This is a genomic window from Mycoplasma miroungigenitalium (assembly GCF_013008635.1).
Taxonomy (GTDB): Bacteria; Bacillota_I; Bacilli_A; order Mycoplasmatales; family Metamycoplasmataceae; genus Mycoplasmopsis; species Mycoplasmopsis miroungigenitalium.
Genome location: NZ_CP053096.1, coordinates 574,591 through 600,534 on the forward strand (window position 1 = coordinate 574,591; position 25,944 = coordinate 600,534).

Consider the following 25,944-nt stretch of genomic DNA (forward strand, 5'->3'; position numbering starts at 1 on the left):
AAACACGAAAATAATTCCTATTTAGTAAACACGAAAATTATTTTATTTATGATTGTTTTCATAATTTGCCAAAACTACACATAATAAGACATAAAAATAAATTAAAAATGATGAATTGCGAGTGTTTTTTTAATTTATTTTTACTTATAATATATATAGCTAAAAAAGCTAATTAAATCCAAATATATTTTTATGAAAAAAAGGAGCAAAAAATGAAAAAAATTATCGTCGTAGGACTTGGAAATGTTGGTTTTACATACGTTAATATTTCTGTATGTAGAGGCCTAGAAGCTGAATGAGTTTTTGTTGATAAAAGCGAAGATATTGCTTTGGCACACGCAAAAGATTTTTCGGACATGGTTGCAATCATGCCAAGAAACGGTTCAACATTTAGAGTTGGTTCATTAGAAAAAGATTCTGCTGATGCAGATATTGTTGCAGTTTGTGCATCAATTCCAGCAGATAAATCATTTGCAGATCGTCTAGCATTAGCTGGAGCAAACGCAAAACTAATGAAATCATTTGGGGACACATTAAAGAAAACCGGTTTCAAAGGTTCGGTTGTTGTTGCGGCTAACCCATGTGATGTAATGGCAGCAGTATTCCACTATGCCTCAGGATTACCAGCAGAAAAATGTATTTCTGCAGGTACGATTTTAGACTCAGCAAGACTTAAAAAACTTGTTTCACACCGTTACAATGTTGAGGCTGATTCTATAACTGTTTCAATTATTGCGGAACACGGTGCATCTGCCGTTCCAGTGTGATCAACTGCTAAAATTGGTGAAACATTCATTAATGATTTACCTCAATTTACAGAAGAAGTAAAAGAAAAATTATACGAAGATTCTAAAAAAGAAGCTTTCGAAATCTTCTCACGTAAAGGTAACACACAATTCGGTATTGGTACATCAATGTACGAAATCACAGCAGCTATCTTAAATAACAAAAGAAAAATTATGACAGTTGGTGTAAAATTGCCTAATGACTTTAAACACCCAGGAATTTATTTCTCAATCCCAGTTATTATTGGAGAAAACGGTTACGAATACTTACCTGAAAAAATGTCTCTAACCGAAGCTGAATGAGATAGATTTAACACAGCAGCTAAAAACTTCACTAAGGTTCATAATGACACACTTAGCCAAGTTGGCGTAACACACGAATTTAAATAATTTCATTAAAACACCAAATTGATGGTGTTTTTTTTATGAAATTTCTTTATTTCCTTTTTTAAAAAAATTTAAACGGATTAACACGTTTTTGAGTTCTTTAAGTATAAAAAAATATGGAACGGATATGCTATCAATTCCACAACTCTATATAATACTTAAATTTAAAACTATGAATAAATACTTTATTTACTATAATGTATAAGCATAAGCAAGGAGGAAAAACATGAAAAATAAAAATATCGATTTTGATTCAAAAGAATATTTAGCAAAAGTTGATGCTTGATGAAGAGCGGCTAACTATATTTCTGTTGGTCAAATGTACTTAAAAAATAACCCATTATTAAAAACCGAATTAAAAGCTGAAGATGTTAAAGTTTATCCAATTGGACACTGAGGAACAATTCCAGGACAAAACTTCATTTATGCTCACCTAAATAGACTTATTAATAAATATGACTTAAATATGTTCTATATTGAGGGCCCAGGTCACGGTGGACAAGTTATGGTTGCTAACTCATACTTGGATGGTTCATACACTGAATTATTCCCTAAAATTACACAAGATGAAGCAGGAATGAAACAACTATTCAAAATATTCTCATTCCCTGGCGGTACAGCTTCTCACGCAGCACCTGAAACACCTGGATCATTACATGAAGGTGGTGAATTAGGTTACTCATTATCGCACGCTACCGGAGCTATTCTAGATAACCCTTCATTAATAGCTGCTACAGTTGTTGGTGATGGTGAAGCCGAAACTGGACCATTAATGGCTGGATGATTCTCAAACACATTTATCAACCCTAAAAATGATGGTGTTGTATTGCCAATTGTTCACTTAAACGGTGGAAAAATTTCAAACCCAACTATTTTTTCAAGAAGAACAAATGAAGAACTAACTAACTTATTTAAAGGTTTTGGTTGAGAACCGATCTTTGTTGAAGTTGAAAAAGTTGAAGACTATCATCAAGAAATGGCTAACAAATTAGATTACGCTATTGAAAAAATAATGGCTATTAAAGCAGAAGCTGACAAAAAATCTGCTGACGAACAAACAAGACCTGAATGACCTATGATTATTTTTAGATCACCAAAAGGTTGAACAGGACCAAAACAATTTGGTGGAAACCAAATCGAAGGAAGTTTTAGAGCTCACCAAGTTCCAATTCCTGTCAAAGCTGAAGATCCAACACACCTACCTGAATTAAAAGCTTGACTAGAATCATATAGACCGCATGAAATCTTTGATGAAAATGGCAAAATTAAACCAGAATTTTACATCGCTCCTAAAAGCAACAAAAGAATGGCGATGAACCCCGCAACAAACGGTGGAATCGATCCTAAAGATCTTGTTTTAGGAAACTGAGAAGATTTTGCAATTAAATTTGACAAACCAGGTACTGTAATTTCTCAAGATATGGCTAACCTTGGTAGTTACTACGCACAATTAATGAAATTAAACCCAACAAGTTTTAGAGTTTTTGGACCTGATGAAACTAAATCTAACCGTTTATTTGATTGTTTAAAACACTCAAAACGTCAATGATTAGATCGTATCGACCCATTATTGGATGAAAATTTAGGTCCTGCTGGTAGAATTATTGATTCACAGCTTTCAGAACACCAAGCAGAAGGTTTTCTAGAAGGATATGTTTTAACTGGACGTCACGGAATCTTTGCTTCTTATGAAGCATTCTTAAGAGTTGTTGACTCAATGATTACACAACACTTAAAATGAATTAACAAGTGTAAACCACTAGATTGAAGAAATGATTTACCATCATTAAACCTTATTGCTACTTCAAACGCCTTTCAACAAGACCACAACGGTTACACACATCAAGACCCAGGTTTATTAGGACACTTAGCTGACAAAAATGCTGATGTTGTTAGAGAATACTTACCAGCCGACACAAACACATTATTAGCAGTGTCTGAAAAAGCATTTGCAGAAAAAAATGTTATTAACGTTATTGTTGCTTCAAAACAACCTAGAGAACAATTCTTTACAGTTGCTGAAGCTAAAGAATTAGTTGAAAAAGGTTACAAAGTTATTGATTGAGCATCAAATGTATCAGCCGATCAAACACCTGACTTAGTTGTTGCTGCTTCAGGTACTGAATCGACAATTGAAGCATTAGCGGCAATTTCAATCTTAAATAAACAATTCCCTGAATTAAAAATTAGATTTGTTAACGTAGTTGAAATCTTAAAACTAAGACATCCATCAGTAGATTCTCGTGGTTTAACAGATGAAGAGTTTGACAAAGTATTTACAAAAGACAAACCAGTTTTATTTGCTTTCCACGGTTACGAAAGTTTATTAAGAGATATCTTCTTTACACGTCACAACAGAAATCTATTAGCTCACGGCTACCGTGAACACGGTGACATTACAACTTCGTTTGATATTCGTCAATTATCACAAATGGACAGATTCCACATGTCAATTTCTGCTGCTAAAGCAGTTTATGGCGACAAAGCAAGTTCATTCATTAAGAAAATGGACGATACATTAGCTTACCATACCGAATACATTAGAGAACACGGTACCGATATTGATGAAGTTAAAAACTGAAAATGAGAAGGTATTAAATAATATTTAAAATCGCTTTTATAAGTGAATATAAAAAAATTAACATTTGCTTAAAAATGTTAATTTTTTTTCTTATTGTTTAAGACCTTTAATTTTATTAATTGCGTTTTGAATTAATGAAATCTGAATGTCTAATAGTTCATCAATTTCTTTATTTGTTTTTTTCGAAAGTGAATCAATGAATTTTGCAAACTCGGTATTAGTTAAATCAACACCGGTTAATTCTCCTAATTCTTTATACAATGATTTTAATTTATTTTTCTTTGTTGTTGTGTTATTACATGATGCCGAGATAACCGGTAAAGCACAAGCTGCTAAACCGGCAACGCCTAATGTTATTTTGCTTAGTTTTTTCATACTCATATCCACCTCTCCTTGTTTATATTTTATACCTTAAAATGTTAATTCACTAATTGTGATTTGATTTCAAAAAACAATTGTTCCAATGAAAACCAATCATAAATATGAAAAAAATATGAAAAAAAGCGTAATAACGCTTTTAATAATTCATTAATTTTTCATATTCATCTAAGGTTCCATGATAAATGAAACTTTTATCTGGGGCAATCTCTAATATAACATTTGCAACTTGATTAACTAAAGCTCTGTTATATGTGGTAAATATTGCGCCCCCACGATAATTTTTCAAACCTGAAATTAAAGAGTCAATACTTTCGGTATCTAAGTGGTCTAATGGTTGGTCTAAAATTAAAAAGTTAGCTTCTAAAAGCATCATTCTAGAAAACATTAGTCTTGCTTTTTCGCCCCCTGAAGTTACTGAAACTTTCTTAAATACAGAGTCGTTTGAGAATAGCATTCTACCTAAAAAACCACGCATTCTTTGATCGGAAACGTCACGTGTTTCTTCAGTGGTGTTTTCAAGTGGTCATTGAGATATTCATTCTAAAATTGACATATCTTCATTGAAGTATTTCTTATTATCATTTGGGTAATAAGTGGTTTTAATAGTTTGACCTCATTTAACACTACCACTGGTAGGTTTTTTTAGGCCTAAAATGCATTCTAAGAACCTTGTTTTCGCGATATCATCATCGCCAATCAATACCATTTTTTCTCCACGAGACAGTGTGAATGATACATTTTGGAACATTTTCTTGCCATTTTCCTCATAGCAAAGTCCTTCAACTTCTAAGATGTCCTTGCCTGGTTCGCGGTTTATTTCTCAATTAATATATGGGTATTTACGATTTGATGGCTTGATTTCGTCAAGTGATATTTTTTCAAGTGATTTTTTACGCGATGTAGCTTGACGAGACTTAGATTTATTAGCACTAAAACGAGCGATAAATTGTTTAAGTTTTTCAATTTGGACTTCTTTTTTAGCGTTTTGTTGTTTCATAAGTTCTAAAGCAAGCTGGCTACTTTCTTTTCAGAATGTATAGTTCCCAGTGTAAATGCGAGCTTCGTTAAAATCAATGTCCACTATGTGTGTACAGATATTGTCTAAGAAATCGCTATCATGACTAACAACAATAACAACATTTTCGTAATCTGCTAAAAAGTTTTCTAGTCATTTTATTGAACGTAAATCTAAGTGGTTAGTTGGCTCATCCATGATTAAAATATCAGGATTTCCAAATAAAGCTTTTGCAAGTAAAACTTTTATTTTTTGATTAGCAGTTAATTGGTTCATTGGTACATCTCATTTATCTTTAGGTATTTGTAGTCCAGATAATAATTCTTGAGCATCATTTTCTGCTGTTCATCCGCCCAATTCTCCAAATTTTTCTTCTAATTCACCAGCTCTTGTATAATCATCCATGGTTGCATCAGGATTAACATAAATTGCGTCTTTTTCATTTTTTATTTTATACAAATCCGTATTCCCCATTACAACTACTTCTGTGACGATTAAATCATCATATGCATTGTGATCTTGGCTTAAAACACTTAATCTACGGTTTTTTTCAATTATTATTTGTCCACTGGTTGCTTCAATTTCGCCTGATAAAATTTTTAAGAATGTAGATTTTCCAGCACCATTAGCACCAATAATTCCATATGTATTACCCTCAGTAAATTTCAAATTAACATTTTCAAATAGTTTTTTATCACTAAAGATTTTGCTTAAATTTTGTACTTCTAACATAGTTCCTCCCATTAAACTAATATTTAATTATTATATCAAAGATAGAATTTATATAAAGGTTAAAGCGTTATATATTGTATTCTATTTATTTCAATAACAATACTCATAAATCGACGAATATACTCATTTTTCTGTTTGTTTAGTAAAATAATTAAAAAAGAAGACCGAGCTTCATTTTAATTATATTTAATATTATCTAAAAATAACTTAGCAACATCAGGGTGCAGTATTTGAATTAATTTTAATGCAGCGAACTGTCTTTTTAAACCGCTGGCAATCATGTCTGGGTTTATATTAGCGCCACGAGATGTTTTATCTATTTTATTAATGAAAGTTATTTCATTTTGAATTTGTTCTTGTGTTGGTTCAAGGTCATAAAGATTACTCATTTTTTGCATTAAAATTATTGAAGAAACTTGGCTTAACACTGATTTATAAGCAATATCCATTAACTTTAAATGATCAGGATTTGTTTTATCTAATTCAGATATTGATTTTAAACCATCTAAAATACCCCCTGGACGAGCCTCTTGAGATGCGACTCTATCCAATGAATCATTTAGCAAAAATTGATGTATTTCAATATCATTAGAATTGGCTAATTCAGTTGCACAAACACTGAAATATTTAAATAGTTCATTTGAATAATATTCTATTCTAATATTCTTTTCGAACTCAGTTTTTAATTCCTCTAAACTGTTAATGTTTTCTTCAATCATTGGTTCAAAGTTTTCTTCTGTAACATTAATAATTTCTTCATGAAATGCTTTATTAATTGTGACTGTTCAATTATAGTTTGATGGATCATTAAAGGTGAATGTTTGACCAATATTTTTACCAATTAATTCCTGGTTAATTGAAAACGATTCTGTTGTTTGGGCTTGTAATTTAATATTTTTTTGGTTATCTTTTTCTTCACCGTCATATTTAGCAATTAGATTAACGTCACAAATGTCACCCTCTTCAATTGGGCGATTTTCAACTTCCTTTAAGACTGGATATTTTTTCTTAAATTCATTAAAAATTGTATCAAGCATTGATTGATCAATTCGTGTTGGTTGATAATCAAATTTAATATTATTTAAGTCAATTTTATTGATTTCTTGACCTGAATAGTAAACTAAAACTATTTCAGCTTTTAATTCTTCTTCAGCTTCCAAAATGTTAACGAAAGGTCTCCCTACCAAAACATTTGTTTTATCTTTGTTGACTTCTTCAATTAAAGTTGTTACTTCTCTATTCATTATTTCGTCTATTGCACGACCTTTTAAAACTTCGGGCGTTGATTTTATTTTATTAGCTAAGGCAAACATAAGTTGATTATGTTTTAAACTTGCAAATTTCTCTTTATTTAAGTTTACTTGCTTTTCAATTGTGTTGTATTTAATCATTTTATCTCCTTAAAAGATTTTGTATATCTATTATATATAACAATTCATAAATTAAGCTGGTTGTTTATTTTATTGTCATTTTTTCTGTAATTTCATTAATTTTTTGCACCTTTAAACTAAAAATAGGCAATATTTTTTATATTAAAACGTTATTTTACAGTTAAAAACAAAAAAAAATAATTTTTATTGATACGCACGGATGGGTTGTTGTATAATAAGTCCGCTATTATAAAATGGCAATATTGGACATTAATATATTTATTATAAAGAAAGGAAAAATAAAATGCCTACAACAAATCAATTAGTTAGTAGTGGTAGAGTGCAAAAAGTACGTAAGCAAAATGCGCCAGCATTAAACTTAAGTTTCAATACACTTACAAAAACAAGTCGTAAAGAATCTGCACCTTTTAAACGTGGTGTATGTACTCGTGTTGCAACTATGACTCCTAAAAAACCTAACTCAGCTATGCGTAAATATGCTCGTGTTAAATTATCAAATGGTATGGAAGTTACTGCCTACATTGGCGGTGAAGGACATAACCTACAAGAACACTCAGTTGTTCTAATCAGAGGTGGTAGAGTTAAAGACTTACCTGGTGTTAGATATCACATCGTTAGAGGTACACAAGACTTAGCGGGAGTAAACAACCGTAAACAAGGTAGAAGTCTATACGGAACCAAGAGAGAAAAATCAAGTAACTAATACTTAGAAAGAAAGAGAGAAAATTATGTCAAGAAAACACAAAGCTCCAGTTAGAGAAGTACTTGCTGACCCAATTTTTAATTCAGTTCTAGTTACTAAATTAATTAACTCAATTATGCTAGATGGTAAAAAATCCGTAGCGCAAGATATTCTATACTCAGCCTTTAACATTATTAAAGAAAAAACTAACAAAGAACCAATGGAAGTATTCCAATTGGCAATTGAAAACATTACACCTCAACTAGAAATCAGAACAAGAAGAATTGGTGGTACAAACTATCAAGTTCCAACCGAAGTTTCTGCACGTAGAAAACAAACATTATCATTAAGATGACTAGTACAATATTCACGTCTAAGAAACGAAAAAACAATGGATTTGCGTTTAGCTAACGAAATCATTGATGCATCAAACAAAACCGGTGGAGCAATCAAAAAACGTGAAGACACACACAAGATGGCTGAAGCCAACCGTGCTTTTGCTCACTTTAGATGATAATAAGATATTATGGCAAGAGAATATAAATTAGAAAACTACCGTAATATCGGTATTATGGCCCACATTGATGCAGGGAAAACTACTACAACCGAAAGAATTTTGCTACACACAGGTAAAATTCACAAATTAGGTGAAACCCACGACGGTGCTTCACAAATGGACTGAATGGCTCAAGAACAAGAACGTGGAATCACAATTACATCAGCTGCGACTACAGCCTTTTGAAAAGGCACAAGAATTAACATCATCGACACCCCAGGACACGTTGACTTTACTGTTGAAGTTGAACGTTCATTACGTGTACTTGATGGTGCCGTTACAGTTCTTGATGCGCAAAGTGGTGTTGAACCTCAAACAGAAACAGTTTGAAGACAAGCTACAAACTACAAAGTTCCAAGAATTGTTTACGTAAACAAAATGGATAAATTGGGTGCTGACTTCTTCATGTCAGTTAACTCAGTTAAAACAAGATTAAACGGAAATGCAGTTGCAATTCAAGTACCTATTGGTGCTGAATCAAACTTTAAAGGTATTATCGATCTTGTTGAAATGAAAGCATACATCTATGATGGTGCTCCAGAAGAAAACCCAGAAATCACTGAAATCCCAGCTGATTTACTAGACGTTGCTAAAGAAAGAAGAGCAATGCTTATTGATGCTCTTTCAACTTATGATGACGAATTTATGATGAAACTTTTAGAAGGTGTTGAACCAACAGTTGAAGAAATTAAATCAATGATTCGTAAAGCAACATTAACATCAACATTCTTCCCATGTATTTGTGGAACAAGTTTTAAAAATAAAGGTGTTAAATTAATGATTCAAGCAGCAGTGGACTACTTACCTTCACCATTAGACGTACCTGCTATTAAAGGTTACTTAGGCGAGGAAGAAGTCTCAGTACCTGCTACTGATGACCACGATTTTGTGGCACTAGCTTTCAAAGTTATGACAGACCCATTCGTTGGATCGTTAACTTTCTTCCGTACTTACGCTGGTGTATTGAAAAAAGGTTCATATGTTTACAACACAACTAAAGATGTTAAAGAACGTATTGGACGTATTATTAAAATGCACGCTAACTCACGTGAAGAAATTGACGAATGTTATGCCGGAGATATCAACGCTTTAGTTGGTCTTAAAGCAACCACAACAGGTGATACACTAGTTGCTGAAAAATCACCAAAAATTGTTCTTGAAAGAATGATTTTCCCAGAACCAGTTATTTCTCAAGCACTTGAACCTGAAACAAAAGATGCTATGGAAAAATTAGCGCTTGGTCTTCAAAAATTAGCTGCTGAAGACCCAACATTTAGAACTTACACTGACGAAGAAACAGGACAAACAATTATTGCCGGAATGGGTGAATTGCACCTTGACATTATTGTTGACCGTTTAAAACGTGAACATGGTGTTAAAGCTAAAGTTGGTGCTCCACAAGTTTCATACCGTGAAACAATTACTAAAGACGCAGAAGTAGAAGGCAAACACATTAAACAATCAGGTGGTAAAGGACAATATGGTCACGTTTGAATTAAATTCGAACCTAACAAAGACCAAGGATTTGAATTTGTTGACAAAATTGTTGGCGGTAAAATCCCTAAAGAATACATCAAGTCAATTCAAAAAGGACTTGAAGATAAAATGGCTAGCGGTATTTTAGCTGGTTACCCAATGATCGACATTAAAGCTACTTTATTTGATGGTTCATACCACGATGTCGACTCGTCTGAAATGGCTTACAAAATTGCTGCTTCTAAAGCTCTAACTAAAGCTAAAGATCAATTAGGAACAGTATTATTGGAACCGATTATGGACGTTGCTGTTGTTATTCCTGAAGATTACTTCGGTGATGTTATGGGAGACTTAACACGTCGTAGAGGACAAATCGTTGATAATGAAACACGTAATGACGGTGCTCACATTATCCGTGCTCACGTTCCTTTAAAAGAAATGTTTGGATATGCGACTGACTTGCGTAGTATGACTGCTGGTCGTGGAAACTACCAAATGCAATTCGATCACTACGAAAAATGTCCAAAAAATATTGCTGATCAAGTTATTAAAACACGTAATATTCAAAACAACGACGAAGATTAATTTAAAAAATAAGGCGCGGCCTTATTTTTTATTATTTTTAAAAAAAGTTTTACAACTTACTAAAAAAGTACTAAAATTTATATGCAATATTACATGCGCCCTTAGCTCAGCCGGTAGAGCAAATGGCTCTTAACCATTGGGTCAGAGGTTCGAACCCTCTAGGGCGTACCAAATCAAGAAATTGATCGTAAAAATAAGTCAACCGGTGACTTATTTTTATATTATTAGTTATTTTTGCATATATATATCGCTGGAATATTCAAAATCCAGAATGATTTCAAAATCCATATACCTGTTATTGTTAGCTAAATACGTCAAAAAAATATAAAAAAAACAACCATAATATGATTTCGGTTGTTAGGATGTATAAAAAATAAATTAAGATATGAAAAGGTTTAACACTTTTATTGTAACATAAGTTACGATATATATTCTAGCATGAAAAAAAATAATTCAAAGAAAATAAATATTTTTTTAATCATAAAATAATCGCCCATAAAACCTTAATTTATTTTATTTTGATCATAAAATATGTTAAAATAATTCCGTTAATTTCTGTTGTTATTAACAAATAAAAAAAATTAAAAAATATTTTGTTCATTTATAAAATGTCTTATAATTAAATAGCAATTTTCAAATGAAATTGCCCAGGTGGCGGAATAGGTAGACGCAAGGGACTTAAAATCCCTCGGTGGTAACACCGTGCTGGTTCAAGTCCAGTTCTGGGTACCAGATGACCGTAAGGTCTCCACAAGAAGATGCGCCCTTAGCTCAGCAGGTAGAGCAAATGGCTTTTAACCATTGGGTCAGAGGTTCGAATCCTCTAGGGCGTACCATGTCAAGAAATTGACCATTAATAAGCCGTTGGCTTATTTTTTATTTTTTAATAGATTCATATGTAAAAAAAATAATAAATTTGTTTGGTATTTAAAAATTTTATTATAGAATATTATCAGTGGTTAAAGCGCAAGGGATCACCTGATACCATTCCGAACTCAGTAGTTAAGCCTTGTAGTGCCGACGATACCAGAGATGGGAAAATAGGGAGCTGCTATTTTTTTTATGCTTTTTTTGAAAATTTAATATTTTAATAAATGGTAGTATTATGCATGAGATTGGCACACAAAATTACATATTAAGAATCTCTATGATTTTTTAATCTGTATATTTTTCTAGATATTTATTTTATTATCATAACAATAATTAATAAATGCGACGAGACAAATATTCTTTTAATAAATCATTTTTTATTCATATATAATTAATTTAATATTTTTTAATAAACTTTAATAGGCAAAAATAAAGTTTAAATTGTCTCTTAATATTATAATGGAGTGTAAAGGAGAAATATATGGCTTATAAAACAGACGGTAGTTCACATTACAATGGTATAAGCGGTGAAGATTCCTTGTTAAATTATTTTAATCATCCATCTCATTTTAATTATTAAAAAAAAACTATATCGAAGATTAATCCAAATATTGAAATAGATAAGCCTTTCCGTTTTATTAAAAAAGGCGGAACAAAGAATAGAAAAGATATTTTTGATGTTAATAATAAAATTTCAATATCTATTAAGTCAAAAAAAATTAAAAACGATAAATACAAAGGAACTTTTGATTTATTAAATACATCGAGAATTAAGAATTTTTTAAATGAACAAAATGAATTGTTTAAAACATCACTTGATGAATATGAATTTCTGTTGAAGGAGCTCGAAGAAAAGCAATTTATTAAAGAAGTTGAAAATGTTAGAACTGCTGTGAATAAATCAATTAACAAATTGATTAAATCAATGTCAGGTAATATTATTGTAGCGATTTTTAATAATATTTTGAATTCGGAAAAAGGTATTATAGATGTCATAAGAGATTATGAAACAGGAATAGATGAACCTATTAATACTAAGAATTTGCATTTTTTGGAGAGAGATTGGATTGTACAAGAAATAAAAAATATTGACCTAAATCATTGTCCGGAAACAAATAAAAAATCTTATAGAATTTTGAATAGCGACAATAGTAAAACACCTTTCCGACTTAGAATAGAACTCAATAATGGTGTTGAATCTTTAATGATCGGCTTAAAATTATTGCCCGAAAAAAAATAAAAATAATAATTCTCAATTAACATTCAAAATACAAGTTGACGATGTAAAAGGAATTGTCGACAAATATGACGTAAACAAAGAACAATAAATTCTTAATTTGTAAACACCATAGTGAGTGCTACGGTTTTTTAAATTACAAGTTGGTCATCTTTTACAAAGTATTATCTTTTTTTGGCATCATCTTTTAAAAATATTATTTTTGCATCCCGTATCATCGGTTTCTTTGAACTTATTTTCAGCTTCATCATCCTTTTTGGTATTTCACCAGTTATTTAATATTATCTTTTTGGTAATTCCTTCAAGTTAATTTCATTGAATTGCCCAAAATAAAATTCGATTTTTTCAAGTTATTTTTTTTCGGTTTTCGACACTTGTTTTTGACTGATGATATTTAATTATTCTTTCATCTGTTTGAAAGTTGTCTTTTCTTAAAAAACTCTGGTTGGAAAATGTCTTAATTCTTTTTTACAAATATCCTTAATTTAATTTGTTTATAATTCCATACGCTAAATCAAACCCTTTAATATTTAAGTGTGTTTACATTTTGAAATCATTTCCTTTTTATTGGGAATTCTTTGACTTAATAACAATGCCGATACATGCTCACAAAAAAATAACACCACGTAGATGTTATTTTTGTTGTCCGCCTTTATTTTTATTCTTTTTTCTGAAATTTCAAAATATTCTTTGTTTAACTCACAACCTACAATGCTACGATTATTTTTAATTGCAGCAACACCTGTGGAACCTGAACCTAAAAAACAATCTAACACTATGTCGCCTTCTTTTGAATACATTAAAATTAATTTTTCTATTAGTTCAAGTGGTTTCTGTGTCGGATGTAAATAGATATTTTCTTTAGAAATTTTTAAAATATTGTTTAAAGTCTTATTGTATAAACTAGAATTTAGCTTTACACCTTTGGTTCTTTCTTTTTCGTCACTCCAGATGGTTTTAAGCTGATTATAAGGTACAAATTCCTTTCACTGGTCTATGTTAAATTTTTCTATTAATTGCTGATAAAGGGTTTCACTTAATAAACCGAAGTGCTCTCCCGTGAAATAAAATCAAAATTCTAATTTACGGTGTCCTAATTTTTGATGGATTTGACGTCTGGGCAAGTCAATTCATTGTTGCATTTGCTGAGCATATCAACGACAAAAATGCTCTTGTTTATCCACTGCAATTTTTGTTGCAATATTATTAAAAGTTCTTTTGTGTTTTTTGTTTTCATTATGAATAAAAATTGCAATGTTTTCGGTAAAATTTAACGGCATTTTATCGGCGTGAAAACCTTGTGCTGCATTATTTTTCTCTCAAATAAGTTCATATTTATAATCTTTTAGATTCGCAAGTATCATTTGTGCGTATGTTGGATTTTGTCCAAAACAAACTATTGTTCCTCCGTCTTTGATTACGCGATTGAACTGCTGAAACATTATGCTTCAATTAATATTTTCATCTCAATCAACCTTCTTCTTTTGTCCTGAAAGTATCATTCCGTTAATTTTTCCATAAGGCGGGTCGATGCAAATTAGGTCTATGGATTTATCTGACAAAGAGGCTAACAAATCCCTATAATCACAATTCCGGATATCAATTATTAAATTATCATTGTTTTTCTTATTTATTTAAAATCTCCTTTTTGCTATCCCACTATGGTTTTTTTGATTTTAGGCAAATAAATTCATTCTGTTTTAATCACAGCAATATGTTTAATAAATTTTATGCTATATATTATAGAATAAGAACATTATTTAAAAAAATTTTCCAATATTGTGTTAACTACCCTGCTTTCGCTCATAGATTTTTCTTTTGCTATTTTTTTAACCTTTTCAATTACTGATGATTTAATTGTATAGTGAACCGAAACAGTCAAATCCTTATTTTTTTTAATATCAAAAATATCTTTTTCCATAATATAGATTATAGCCTAGTATTGAAATTAGAGATAGGTTTTATTCCGAGTATTAAAAAGTTTATTTTAAAAAATAATTTAACATCGATTTTATAAAGCATTTATAAGTCCGAAGCCAGTCATTGTTTAATTATTAAAATTTAATCTTTAGATAATTTTGTTTGAGACACAAAAAATTACGATTAATAATCATAGATTAATTATATTTGATATTAGTACTAATACAATTTATATCTATTATTATAAAATAATATCAGTGCTTATAGTGCAAAACTGTTCTGCCAATAAAAAACGAATCATAATTATTCAAATTTAATCTTTTGTCACTAATTAAATTAATTAATTCGCTAAACTATACTGAGTACTTATTATGAAAATGTTTTTAATCGCAAAAAGCATTTTCGTCTAATTTGGTTTCTTTTTGTAATTCAATATTTATAAGGAAACGCAGTTTTTAAATGAGCAGTCACCTATTATAGCTGCTTCTGGTACTATAACACTGGTTAAATTAAAACAACTACTAAAAGCATACGAGCGATTTTGGTCACGTTTTGCATAACAATATGTGTATGCTTTCATTAAAGATAAACGCTAAATCTGTTAATGTTTTATTTCATCAGGTAAAGTCACTTTACCTTCGGCATATTTGCCAGAAATAAAAATATCATTTATAACGGAAGATTCTGCGAGTTGGATTTAACTAATTTATCAAGAAATTCAGTTTCTGAGATGACTCTAAAAAATATTTTTTTAAATTGCTAATGAAATTTAGAAGACCAATACTTATGCATATCAACGATTGAAAAAAATAATAAATTTATTTGGTATTTCAAAATTTTATTATAGAATATTATCAGTGGTTATAGCGCAAGGGATCACCTGATACCATTCCGAACTCAGTAGTTAAGTCTTGTAGTGCCGACGATACCAGAGATGGGAAAATAGGGAGCTGCTATTTTTTTATGCTTTTTTTGAGATATGTATAATTAAATAGTAGTTTTGGAGGTAATGTGAAGAAAATTTTATTAGCTACTAGTATTGTTGTTCCGTCAGTTATGTCTGCTGTTTCATGTCAAAAATCAGAAACAATTCGCAGCGAGATAAAAGCCTATACTTATATTGATTTTTTAAAATTATTGCCAAATAATAACCAATTAATTATCATTGAAAATGACTTAAGCGCTACTGAAGCTTTTGCTAATTATTTTATTTATGATAAATTTATTCAAACTGAATCTATTGAATCTGATTGACCTGATAATATTAATGTGTTAAAAATTTCAAGTATTTTTAACAAAAAATTTTTCGAGAAAAAATTTCTTATATATGTTGGCGGAAAAAACACGAATTTTTTTACCTTAAATAATGGTGGAATTCTTGCTAAAACTCAAATACCATTCGATATTAGCCAAAATAATGAAGTAATTTGAAGCAATAGGGAACATTTATCATTGATTGAAAAATTTCCGAAGATAAAACTACCTAATGAATTTGATAATTATTTAAATCATTCAATTGATGAATTATATTTAGTGTTTGATCGTAAAGACTATGTCAGGGTTTTGAATTTAATAAATAAAAGTACCATAGAAAAAAATTCAAAATAAAATCTATGAAAGGCAACTATGAAAAAAATTAGGTTAGAAAAATTTATTTGTCATTCCACTAGATATACTCGCAAAGATATTGTCAGATTATTAAAAAATGGGATGATAAGCGTGAACGGACAAATTATAAATAAAATAGTTAATATTGATCCTTTTAAGGATAACGTTAAGGTTTGTGATAGCAAAATTAAATACGAAAAACACCACTATTATATGTTTAATAAACCTTCGGGTTATTTGTGTGCGAACAGCGATTTTAGATCAAAAACAATTTTTGATTTGATTGATTTAAAACCCACGCAATATTTTAGTGTTGGAAGACTAGACAAGGACACTGAGGGATTATTAATATTAACTGATGATGGTAAGTGAGCGAATTGGGTATTAAAGCCCCAAAATCATATTCCAAAAACATACTTCCTTGAAATTGATAAAGAATTTGATGAAAACATACTCAATCATTCTGGTCCTATAAAAATTGATGGTTATGAAGTGACTAAATATGATTTTAAATTCCTAAATAACAAACAATGCGAACTAACTATTTATGAAGGCAAATATCATCAAGTAAAACAAATGTTGAACTATTTCGGTTTCAATGTTGTTTATTTGAAAAGAATTAAATTTGGTGATTTGGAACTGTCAAAAAATCTAAAATCTGGGTCTTTAATTGAAATAAATACTGACCAAAAAACACTCTTGAAAATTATTTAACAAACATTCAGTAAGTGTTTGTTTTTTATTGACCATTACAATTGATTTACCACTTATTTTGGAAAATAAATTGTATATTTTTGGACAGTAGTTGTATAATTTTTTAGTTTCAAGGATATTCCTTGTTATTTTTCTCTTTTCAAAAACAATATATTTGTTATTTAACTTTAAAATAGGAGGTGTTATGAAAAAAAGACTATTACTGGTTAGTCCAATAGTAATTACATCTATTGCGAATGTTGCTATGAATATGAATGACTCAATAGATAAAAAGTTATATAAAAATGGTGACTTAACCTATGTTGCTGATAGTGGTGTGGTTAATGATATAAACAAAGTGCAAGCAAGTGATTGAATGTCACAAATCCCAGATAATAAAAGTTTTTTCTCTTTAAGTATTCCAGGGACACACGACTCAACGATGTACAATGGTTACGGAATTTCGTATGCTTTTGGTTGACAATACGCTTTGACTCAATACTACAATTTCCAAGACCAATTAAAACTCGGAATACGTGCATTTGACTTGAGAATGCAAAACGACGGAAAATTAGTTCATGGTCCAGTTAATTCAAATCAAGTATTTAGAGACGCTATTCGCGATTTCGCCACCTTTTTGGATAAGCATCCTACTGAATTTATTGTAGCTAGAGTAAAAGACGAATATTTTAATGTTGATAAAGATTGGCAAGCACAACAAGCAAATAAAATTTACAACGATGTTTTGAATGAATTTGAAAAATATCTATACAACCCGAGTGGAAAATCATTTTGAGATCTTTCTGATGAAGGTTTCAATGTTGAAAAATTTAGAGGCAAAATTGTTATTTTAAACCATTGACACCATAAGGTTAATACAAGTCCGAGAGGTGGATTTATGTATAAGTTTGTCACATCTTCACAAACTGTTCAAGATAATTATGACAGTATAAATTCTATTGATGAAAAAGTTAAATATGTTACACAAGCAATGGAAAAAGCAGATAATCGTAACATTCATGAAACTGATTTGCATGTAAATTTTTTGTCTATGGCTAGTGGTTGAAGACCTTTTTCATCTTCTCAGCAAGTTAATCCAGCAGTCAATAAGTGATTGAACGAACATAATGATTTGGGTACCTTAGGAATTGTATATATGGATTATCCAGGACCTGCTTTGATACAATCAGTTTACCGGACTAATTTTAATTACAAAGATGATTATTTAAATAATGGAGGTTTAGGACCTCTGATGTATCAAATTTCAACTGATAGTGTATATGAAGGTGATAATACAATCACGATAAACACTTCTAATAATCCATCTAGTTATAAAAACGCAACATTTGAAATAGTGGTCGATGAAAAAACAATCAAAAAAATTGTAGTTTCCGCTGAATTTGATTCTAATAACTTAATTATTGAGTTAGGTCCAGATTATAGTTTCAATATAAGCAATAAGTTAAAAGTTTTAGCGTATAAATTAACACCTAATTATGGTTGATATGAACCCAAAAAATATAATAAAAAAGAATTATCAATCGAAATTTTAAGAGATGATTTGCTTCATGATAAACTATCCTTAATCGATAAAATTAAGTCGACTCAAAGATACTACGAACAGGAATATCCTCAAATTTACAATTACATTGATGAAAAATTTATAAAAAGAATACAAGGTTTAAGCAGAAATCAAACTAATTCAAGAGCAGATCTAAACGATATAAACTCAAAATGAGACTTAATTTCTCAACAAATGGATTCGCTTATTGATGATTTAGCTAATTTTTCTGATAGCCAAAATGAACTTAAATACACTAATTTAACTTCGACTTTTAATAAGCAAAACACAAACAATATAACAAATTTTACTAAAGAAATTAACTCGGAATTGAATAGTATTTTTAATCCTGAAGAATCTGCTGTAATTACAGTTGTTAAAATTAGTAATTTTTCAAATAAATTAAAAAAGTACAGATGAATAAGTAAGTATTTACCAACAATTGTAAATGACTTTAAAATTTTAAATATAGCAAAAATAAAATCTGATTTTGAAAATAGTTTTGCAGAATATGATTTTGCAAAATTTTACTGAATTCAAAAATTAACTGAGGCAAATAATAAACCTAACGAAATATTTGAAGAATTAATCAGCAAAGAGAATCCTGATGAAGTTATGAATCTTGCAAGAAATTTAAGCGACAAAATGAGTACAGATTTAAGTTCACTTAAATTACAAATTAGGAAAGTAAACACCATTTTATCTGTTTTTTCAGAATATTTTAAAGAAGAAAATGAAATTTTGCTGCCTCATTTTGTGGACCAAATAAAAGAAAAAATCATTGATTATTGATACAATCCTGATTTAACTATTAGTGAAGCAGAATCCTTTAAAAAGAAATTAAATTTATTAAAAAAACTAACGAAAGATACCGATTCTTTTAAAGAACGAAATAATTTTATGTTAAATTCTTCTGATAAAAGTTCTTATTTGAAGCTAATTGAGGAATCCAATAATGCTTTAAGTGATAATAATCCGGATATACTGAATTTACAATTCATTGAGGAAAAAATTTCGGCATTAAATTTAGTTATGCAATCTATTTCGGACTCAACAAAAGTTTATAATCAAATTTTATCTTCATTTAATAATTCGCAATTAATTGTTGCTGGTCATAAAAAAATCTTAAAAGAAAAATTAGATAGATTAGAAATTTATACCGATTCAACCACGAACGAAATTAAAAATGAAATTAGTTCATTAATTTCAGATAATTATGTTGTGAAGTTAAAAGCATTTAAAAATCTAAATTCTCCTCAATCTGATGAATTTTTGAAACAAATTTCAATTACATTGAATGAAAAAGAGATTAATAATACATTTACAATTTATGAAATACTAAATCAAAAAATGAATGTGCTAATTATTGAAAAAAATAAATTTAATAATTTAAACACAATTAAAGGCTTCGAATTTTTAAACCCCACTGAACAAAATGATCTTAAAGCATTACTTTCAACAATTAATGAAGAAATGAACCATTTTATTGACACAGGCAAAATTGACGAATTTATTGCTAAATTGAGTAAATACGACAAAATATTCAATATTGATAAAACGATTTCGGACTTTAATAATTTAATTTCAGATTCATCGCAATTGTATCAATTTGAAAAGAATATTTTTATGGAGAAGCTGTCTTCAATAAAGAATTTTAATGAATTTAATGAATTAAAAACAGCTTTCAAATCAAGAGAAACTGCCAATGAGCCTTTAAAAGACAAACAAACATTTACTTCTTTTTCAAAGAGTCAGTTTGCCAAAGCAATTAATGATCTTTTAAGCACCAGATCCAAACAAACTTATGATGAAATAAAAAATAAATATTTAAATTTGTTACATTCAATTAATACAGGGAGAAACCTTATTAATCAAAATAGAAATTGATTTACTCAAACCGAGTATATAAATAATTACGATGCCTCAAAACGAGAATTTAAAGAGAAATTCGATAATTTAAATCGTTCGCTAGTAGAAACCACAGATTTTAATATTCTTGATACAGAAATTCAACAATTCAAAACTTCAATTAGTTCTTTAATTGAGAACTCAAGAAAATGCGAAACCGAAAAACAAAAAGAAACAGCATATAATAATTATTTACTTGATTTTGAAAAATTATCAAGTCTAATAAACCGCAATAATCCTGGAAGTATTTTGAGTCAAACATTTAATGAAATCACTCAGCAACTTAACGATAATAAAATTGATTTGAATACTAGTTTAGAAGTAATTATTCAAACCGATTCAAAGATAAAAGAATTAATAAATAAATATGAATTAGTTATTGATGAATTAGTTAATAATTACAATGAAAAACAAAAAGTGTTTAACAACTATGTTAAAGAATTCTCTTTTGGTGTTCCTGAACAGAAAAAGACACAATTACCAAGTACGATAAGTAATGACGATTTAATTGAAGTAAATAATAATGATAGTTTCAAGGTTACAAACTTGATACTTACTCCTTACGATGAAAATGGAACTTTATTAATTAATTACTCTATCGAAAATAATGATTTTAACTCAATAAAATCGCAAACTATAAACGGTTTTATGAATATTGCTCAGTTTAATTATTTAAAAGAATTATCATTAAAAAAACAATCATTATTTAACGAAATTGAGAAAGTTAAAAACCTTATAGATTTGTTGAATGATTCAATTTATTCAAGAATAATTAACGATTTAAATTCGGTAAAAACTAAATATAGTAACGCGGATTCTGATAATTTATCATGATATGATGATGCTATTACAGCAACAAAAAAAGCAATTAAGCAGGCAGAGTTAAATAAAACTGATATTGAAACAAAAGTACTCAATAAAAATATTGCCGATGCAAATCAACTAACTAAAAAAATAAATGGGTATTTAAATTTTGTTAATCGGTATGCTTTTGACGAATTTATCTCAAATGTCAGTTTTTTCGTTAAAGAAATGAATGAGTACAAATCAATTTTAAGTAAAATTAATCTTGATTCGAAACCAATAAATGAGATAGAAAAAAAATCGCAAAGTTCTTTCGAAAACATAACCCAAGCCGGTGAAAAATTTATATCAACTAAGTTTAACAATTTATTATCTAAAGTGAAATTTGATGTTTCTAAAGATTTAGCTCTAAAAGATATAAAAGATAAAGATATTAATATATCAAGCCCCGATGAATTAAATGTTTCAATTCAGTCAATTAACAAAAATTATGAAGATAGAAGTCTTAATATTAACTTCGCCGCTTCGTATAAATATTCAATATTACAAAAAAATTATTTAATTACTGATATAAGACTAATCACTCCTGCCGAAGAATTCATTAATAACATTGAAACTCATTTACCAAACATTGACATTGATTCAGTAGATAAAGTCAAAAATGATTATCAAGATATTGTAAATAGAATTAATGACGTAGATAAATTAATCCGCGGTGTAGAAACTAAAATTCCAAGTGTTGATATTGATTCATTGAACAAAACCAAAGCCACTTACGAAGATATCCAAGCCAGAGTTACCGAGGCCGAAGAATTCATTAATAACATTGAAACTCATTTACCAAACATTGACATTGATTCAGTAGATAAAGTCAAAAATGATTATCAAGATATTGTAAATAGAATTAATGACGTAGATAAATTAATCCGCGGTGTAGAAACTAAAATTCCAAGTGTTGATATTGATTCATTGAACAAAACCAAAGCCACTTACGAAGATATCCAAGCCAGAGTTACCGAGGCCGAAGAATTCATTAATAACATTGAAACTCATTTACCAAACATTGACATTGATTCAGTAGATAAAGTCAAAAATGATTATCAAGATATTGTAAATAGAATTAATGACGTAGATAAATTAATCCGCGGTGTAGAAACTAAAATTCCAAATGTTGATATTGATTCATTGAACAAAACCAAAGCCACTTACGAAGATATCCAAGCCAGAGTTACCGAGGGCGAAGAATTCATTAATAACATTGAAACTCATTTACCAAACATTGACATTGATTCAGTAGATAAAGTCAAAAATGATTATCAAGATATTGTAAATAGAATTAATGACGTAGATAAATTAATCCGCGGTGTAGAAACTAAAATTCCAAATGTTGATATTGATTCATTGAACAAAACCAAAGCCACTTACGAAAATATCCTAAACGGATATAACGTTCAAAAATTTAAAAAAGAGTCCGAAAATGCGGAAAATATTTCAAATAATGAAGAAATAATAAAAAATAAAAACACTGCTGATAATTTAGAAAAAAATAATGATAAAAATAATTTTAATAAAACTGAACAAACACCTACAAGTAAAGCTGAAAGTTCTAAGAAACAAGATGGTGCTTCAATACAACACATAACAGTTGGCGATGAAATACAAGTCAAAACTAAAAATGATTTCAATAAAAATTATCTATATTTATTATTATTACCAATATTGGGAGCACTAATAATTTCAGTTATTTTCATAGTTAAAAAATCAAAAAGAAAGAAATAAGCATATAAAACGGCTTATTTTTTTGTTTTTATGAAATTATCTAGAAAAACAGAAAAAATATTTTGAAATATTAAAAAAAATAGTAATATATTAACAGTGGTTATAGCGCAAGGGATCACCTGATACCATTCCGAACTCAGTAGTTAAGCCTTGTAGTGCCGACGATACCAGAGATGGGAAAATAGGGAGCTGCTATTTTTTTATGCTTTTTTTAGCTAAATTAATAGTTACTCCATTATTTCGCATTTGTTCATAATAATTTATAATAGATAGAATGAAAAACACAAGCAAACCCACATACTTTATTGACCTTGACGGAACATTATTTGACCAGCATGGCATTACGAGAATCTCTTATCGCAATCAAAGCGCTATTTTAATTATGCAGAATTTTGCTAATGTTGTTTTTTCAACTGGTCGTTCTTATACAGATATACGAGTTCAACAAGCGATGAAACAATTGTCAATTGATGATATTATTTGTTCTTCAGGCGCTGAAGTTTATATTGATCGTAAATTAGCTACTTATATTAATATTAGAGATAAAGCCGTTAATAATATTGTCAATTATGCTACTAAGCGTAAAGTGGTTTTTGTTGTTTATGATTCAAACGGAGAACACTTATATGTGCAAAACAAAATTCAACTCCGTTTAGGTAATTTGTTTTTTAAAAAATGAATGAATACAATATCGATTAATAAAGATTTTGACATTGACAAACATAGAAATATTACTAAAATTGCGTTCGTATTAAAAAGTTCTTTTAAAACGAAACGTATCATAAAAGAAATTCAAGAACTTTATCCAGACCAAGTGAATGCTTATGCCGCTAACCGAAACTTTATTGTTGAAATAACAGATATATCAACCAACAAAGCTATTGCCACAGTAGAGTACTGCAAGTTAAAAGGAATTGATTTATCTGATGCTGTGCATATTGGAGATTCAATGTCAGATGCGTGTCTTAAGGGTTACGTTGGAAAATTGGTAGCCATGGGCAACGCAACTAGTCAACTCAAAGCATTGGCTGACGAGGTGGCACCAAAACATAAAAATGGTGGGTTATACAAATATTTTATTCATCATAAAAGAAAATAAACACCAAGTGTTAATTTACTGGTGTTTATTTTATTTTTTTAATCGTTTAGCTTAAAAAGTATATGTTTGTTTTGCGATATCATCACTATATTTTAATAATTTGTCTATTTTTACTAATTTAATTTCTGTGATCTTATATGTTTTTCCTTTAAAGGTTTGAGGCGATATTGATGCTAGTGCATTGTTATTAAAATTGAACATTAATGGAACAGTGTATGTCTCTCCTGATTTTGTATCTACCAGTTTAATTGAAAGTAATTTTTCTCTGGAATTGTCTTTTGCTACATAAGTTGTATCCAGCGAATATTTTTTAAATTCTTCTTCATTAATTTTGGAATATTTTATATCAAAATACTGTCCATTACTAAATTCTATGCCATTAATTTCGGTGCCTCTAAAATAAATAGAATCAAAACTATCTTTGCTAATTTTTGCTGTTTTTCGTTCAGATTCATCTGTATCTTTAGAAACTGTATAGGTAACAGTGATTCCTTGGTTATCTTTTGCAGCACTAATAAATTTTGTGGTGTAACCGTTAACTGTTAAAACATAGTTAGCAGCTTTGTTTAGTTGTTCAGCTGTAATTTTTTCAAATGATTCTTTAGCAAATTCTTCATTTGGTTTAACTTCAGCATTGATGTTTGTAAAGTCAGTTAATTGGTGAAATTCACTAGCATTGATTACAAAAGTTTTAGCTTGTTCTTGAGTAACGCTTTCTTTTGATAATTTGTAAGAAATTGTAACTTTATCTTCATCTTTTGTTGCATTGAAGTCAACAATATTCACTCCTTCAGGTAAAACAGAGTTAGTGATATTGGTTTGAGTTAATTCATCTTGAGTAACTGCTTCAAAAGTTTTTGCTTTTAGTTTAGCATTCAATTCAAAAGTAACTTCTATTTTGGCTAATTCGTTTTTAATATCTTCATTTTTGATTGCTTGTTTTTCTTCATCAGTTAATTGGTGAAATTCACTAGCATTGATTACAAAAGTTTTAGCTTGTTCTTGAGTAACGCTTTCTTTTGATAATTTGTAAGAAATTGTAACTTTATCTTCATCTTTTGTTGCATTGAAGTCAACAATATTCACTCCTTCAGGTAAAACAGAGTTAGTGATATTGGTTTGAGTTAATTCATCTTGAGTAACTGCTTCAAAAGTTTTTGCTTTTAGTTTATCATTCAATTCAAAAGTAACTTCTATTTTGGCTAATTCGTTTTTAATATCTTCATTTTTGATTGCTTGTTTTTCTTCATCAGTTAATTCTTTTTTGAATTGATCTGCTTTAACTTCTGCGGTTTTGACATCTGAGGTTTCATTACCATTACTTAATTTATAAGCAATTGTAATTTTGTCTTCTTCCTTTTTAGAGGTGAAATCTTTTAATGTGAAGTTATCTGGTAATGTAACATTAAAATTAGATTGATTTAAATCGGCGGTAGTTAATTCTTTAAATGTTTTATTTTTAATAGATTCTTTAGGCGCAAATGCGGCTGATTTATTTGTAAAGTCAGTTTTTTCACTTTGTTCGCTTGGTTTATCAGGAACAACTTTAGTATTTGGTTTTTTTTCTCCGCCACATGATGCAGCCAAAAACGGTATCGAAGTTAACGATGCAGCTGTACTTAGTGCAAGCGTTAATTTGGATAATTTTTTCATTTTTTCTCCTTAGTTAATAGATTAATGTGATTAGTGATTAATTAATAATCAAACTGATTATATCTATCGCTAAAATCTATCGCTAAAAAAAGAGCTCGGCCCGCGAAAAAAATAGTCTATTTTTGTGGAAATTTTCATTTTTTAAATAAACATCCAGTTAATATGGCAAAAAATCAGTACTACTTTGAGTGTCGGCTTATTTGCATTACTAAACCAAGAAAATATTAATTTGTCAATGTTT

Annotated in this window: 16 protein-coding genes, 3 tRNA genes and 3 rRNA genes; 16 read left to right on the forward strand and 6 right to left on the reverse strand. The window is 29.3% G+C overall.

Translation table 4 applies throughout. The features are described from left to right. Positions 1-212: 212 nt before the first annotated feature. On the forward strand, positions 213-1,175 hold the full coding sequence (locus HLA87_RS02720; RefSeq protein WP_171111693.1) for a lactate/malate family dehydrogenase: 963 nt from the start codon (positions 213-215) through the stop codon (positions 1,173-1,175). A 223-nt stretch (positions 1,176-1,398) separates the two neighbouring features. Continuing rightward, positions 1,399-3,774 carry a phosphoketolase family protein gene (locus tag HLA87_RS02725; RefSeq protein WP_171111695.1) on the forward strand — a complete coding sequence of 792 codons (2,376 nt, stop codon included), beginning with the start codon at positions 1,399-1,401 and terminating at the stop codon, positions 3,772-3,774. 69 nt (positions 3,775-3,843) lie between these two features. Here HLA87_RS02725 and HLA87_RS02730 read toward each other — a convergent pair whose 3' ends face one another. From HLA87_RS02730 to HLA87_RS02740, 3 genes are all read right to left on the reverse strand, one after another. After that, positions 3,844-4,134 carry a hypothetical protein gene (locus tag HLA87_RS02730; protein ID WP_171111697.1) on the reverse strand — a complete coding sequence of 97 codons (291 nt, stop codon included), beginning with the start codon at positions 4,132-4,134 and terminating at the stop codon, positions 3,844-3,846. Positions 4,135-4,270: 136 nt separating this feature from the next. Next, positions 4,271-5,881: an ABC-F family ATP-binding cassette domain-containing protein gene (locus HLA87_RS02735; RefSeq protein WP_171111699.1), complete on the reverse strand. Its 1,611-nt coding sequence runs from the start codon at positions 5,879-5,881 to the stop codon at positions 4,271-4,273. Positions 5,882-6,057: 176 nt separating this feature from the next. Continuing rightward, positions 6,058-7,272 carry a trigger factor-related chaperone gene (locus tag HLA87_RS02740; RefSeq protein WP_171111701.1) on the reverse strand — a complete coding sequence of 405 codons (1,215 nt, stop codon included), beginning with the start codon at positions 7,270-7,272 and terminating at the stop codon, positions 6,058-6,060. Positions 7,273-7,555: 283 nt separating this feature from the next. Here HLA87_RS02740 and rpsL point away from each other — a divergent pair, with 283 nt between their 5' ends. The 8 genes from rpsL (at position 7,556) to HLA87_RS02780 (ending at position 12,681) form a co-directional block, all read left to right on the forward strand. Then, positions 7,556-7,975 (forward strand): 30S ribosomal protein S12, encoded by a 420-nt coding sequence (gene rpsL, locus HLA87_RS02745; RefSeq protein WP_171111703.1) that lies wholly within the window; start codon positions 7,556-7,558, stop codon positions 7,973-7,975. A gap of 25 nt (positions 7,976-8,000) precedes the next feature. Further along, a complete protein-coding gene (gene rpsG / locus HLA87_RS02750; protein WP_171111705.1) occupies positions 8,001-8,471 on the forward strand; it encodes a 30S ribosomal protein S7 in 471 nt (156 codons plus the stop codon). Positions 8,472-8,480: 9 nt separating this feature from the next. Next, entirely contained in the window at positions 8,481-10,571 is a 2,091-nt protein-coding gene (gene fusA, locus HLA87_RS02755) for an elongation factor G (RefSeq protein ID WP_171111707.1), read from the forward strand. A 95-nt stretch (positions 10,572-10,666) separates the two neighbouring features. Next, positions 10,667-10,742 (forward strand) — tRNA-Lys (locus HLA87_RS02760). A gap of 474 nt (positions 10,743-11,216) precedes the next feature. Further along, a tRNA-Leu gene (locus HLA87_RS02765) sits at positions 11,217-11,303 on the forward strand. Between the two features lie 28 nt (positions 11,304-11,331). Further along, positions 11,332-11,407, forward strand: a tRNA-Lys gene (locus HLA87_RS02770). Between the two features lie 115 nt (positions 11,408-11,522). Continuing rightward, a 5S ribosomal RNA gene (gene rrf / locus HLA87_RS02775) occupies positions 11,523-11,628 on the forward strand. Between the two features lie 612 nt (positions 11,629-12,240). Continuing rightward, on the forward strand, positions 12,241-12,681 hold the full coding sequence (locus HLA87_RS02780; protein WP_171111709.1) for a hypothetical protein: 441 nt from the start codon (positions 12,241-12,243) through the stop codon (positions 12,679-12,681). Between the two features lie 527 nt (positions 12,682-13,208). Here the strand turns inward: HLA87_RS02780 and HLA87_RS02785 are convergent. Next, the gene (locus HLA87_RS02785; RefSeq protein ID WP_212752327.1) at positions 13,209-14,240 is read right to left on the reverse strand and encodes a DNA-methyltransferase; all 1,032 of its coding nucleotides are present in this window, start codon (positions 14,238-14,240) and stop codon (positions 13,209-13,211) included. A gap of 194 nt (positions 14,241-14,434) precedes the next feature. After that, complete coding sequence (locus tag HLA87_RS02790) at positions 14,435-14,599, reverse strand: hypothetical protein (protein WP_171111711.1); 165 nt, start codon at positions 14,597-14,599, stop codon at positions 14,435-14,437. Between the two features lie 852 nt (positions 14,600-15,451). Here HLA87_RS02790 and rrf (HLA87_RS02795) point away from each other — a divergent pair. The 6 genes from rrf (HLA87_RS02795) to HLA87_RS02820 all read left to right on the forward strand — a co-directional run bounded on the left by rrf (HLA87_RS02795) (position 15,452) and on the right by HLA87_RS02820 (position 24,050). Next, a 5S ribosomal RNA gene (gene rrf / locus HLA87_RS02795) occupies positions 15,452-15,557 on the forward strand. A gap of 52 nt (positions 15,558-15,609) precedes the next feature. Continuing rightward, complete coding sequence (locus HLA87_RS02800) at positions 15,610-16,206, forward strand: hypothetical protein (protein ID WP_171111714.1); 597 nt, start codon at positions 15,610-15,612, stop codon at positions 16,204-16,206. Between the two features lie 111 nt (positions 16,207-16,317). Continuing rightward, positions 16,318-16,920 carry a pseudouridine synthase gene (locus tag HLA87_RS02805; protein WP_336508856.1) on the forward strand — a complete coding sequence of 201 codons (603 nt, stop codon included), beginning with the start codon at positions 16,318-16,320 and terminating at the stop codon, positions 16,918-16,920. A gap of 184 nt (positions 16,921-17,104) precedes the next feature. Then, a complete protein-coding gene (locus HLA87_RS02810) occupies positions 17,105-22,951 on the forward strand; it encodes a hypothetical protein (RefSeq protein ID WP_171111720.1) in 5,847 nt (1,948 codons plus the stop codon). Positions 22,952-23,043: 92 nt separating this feature from the next. Beyond that, positions 23,044-23,149, forward strand: a 5S ribosomal RNA gene (gene rrf / locus HLA87_RS02815). A gap of 76 nt (positions 23,150-23,225) precedes the next feature. Continuing rightward, a complete protein-coding gene (locus HLA87_RS02820; RefSeq protein WP_171111722.1) occupies positions 23,226-24,050 on the forward strand; it encodes an HAD hydrolase family protein in 825 nt (274 codons plus the stop codon). Between the two features lie 51 nt (positions 24,051-24,101). Here HLA87_RS02820 and HLA87_RS02825 read toward each other — a convergent pair whose 3' ends face one another. Continuing rightward, a complete protein-coding gene (locus HLA87_RS02825) occupies positions 24,102-25,703 on the reverse strand; it encodes a variable surface lipoprotein (protein ID WP_171111724.1) in 1,602 nt (533 codons plus the stop codon). Positions 25,704-25,944: the final 241 nt, after the last annotated feature.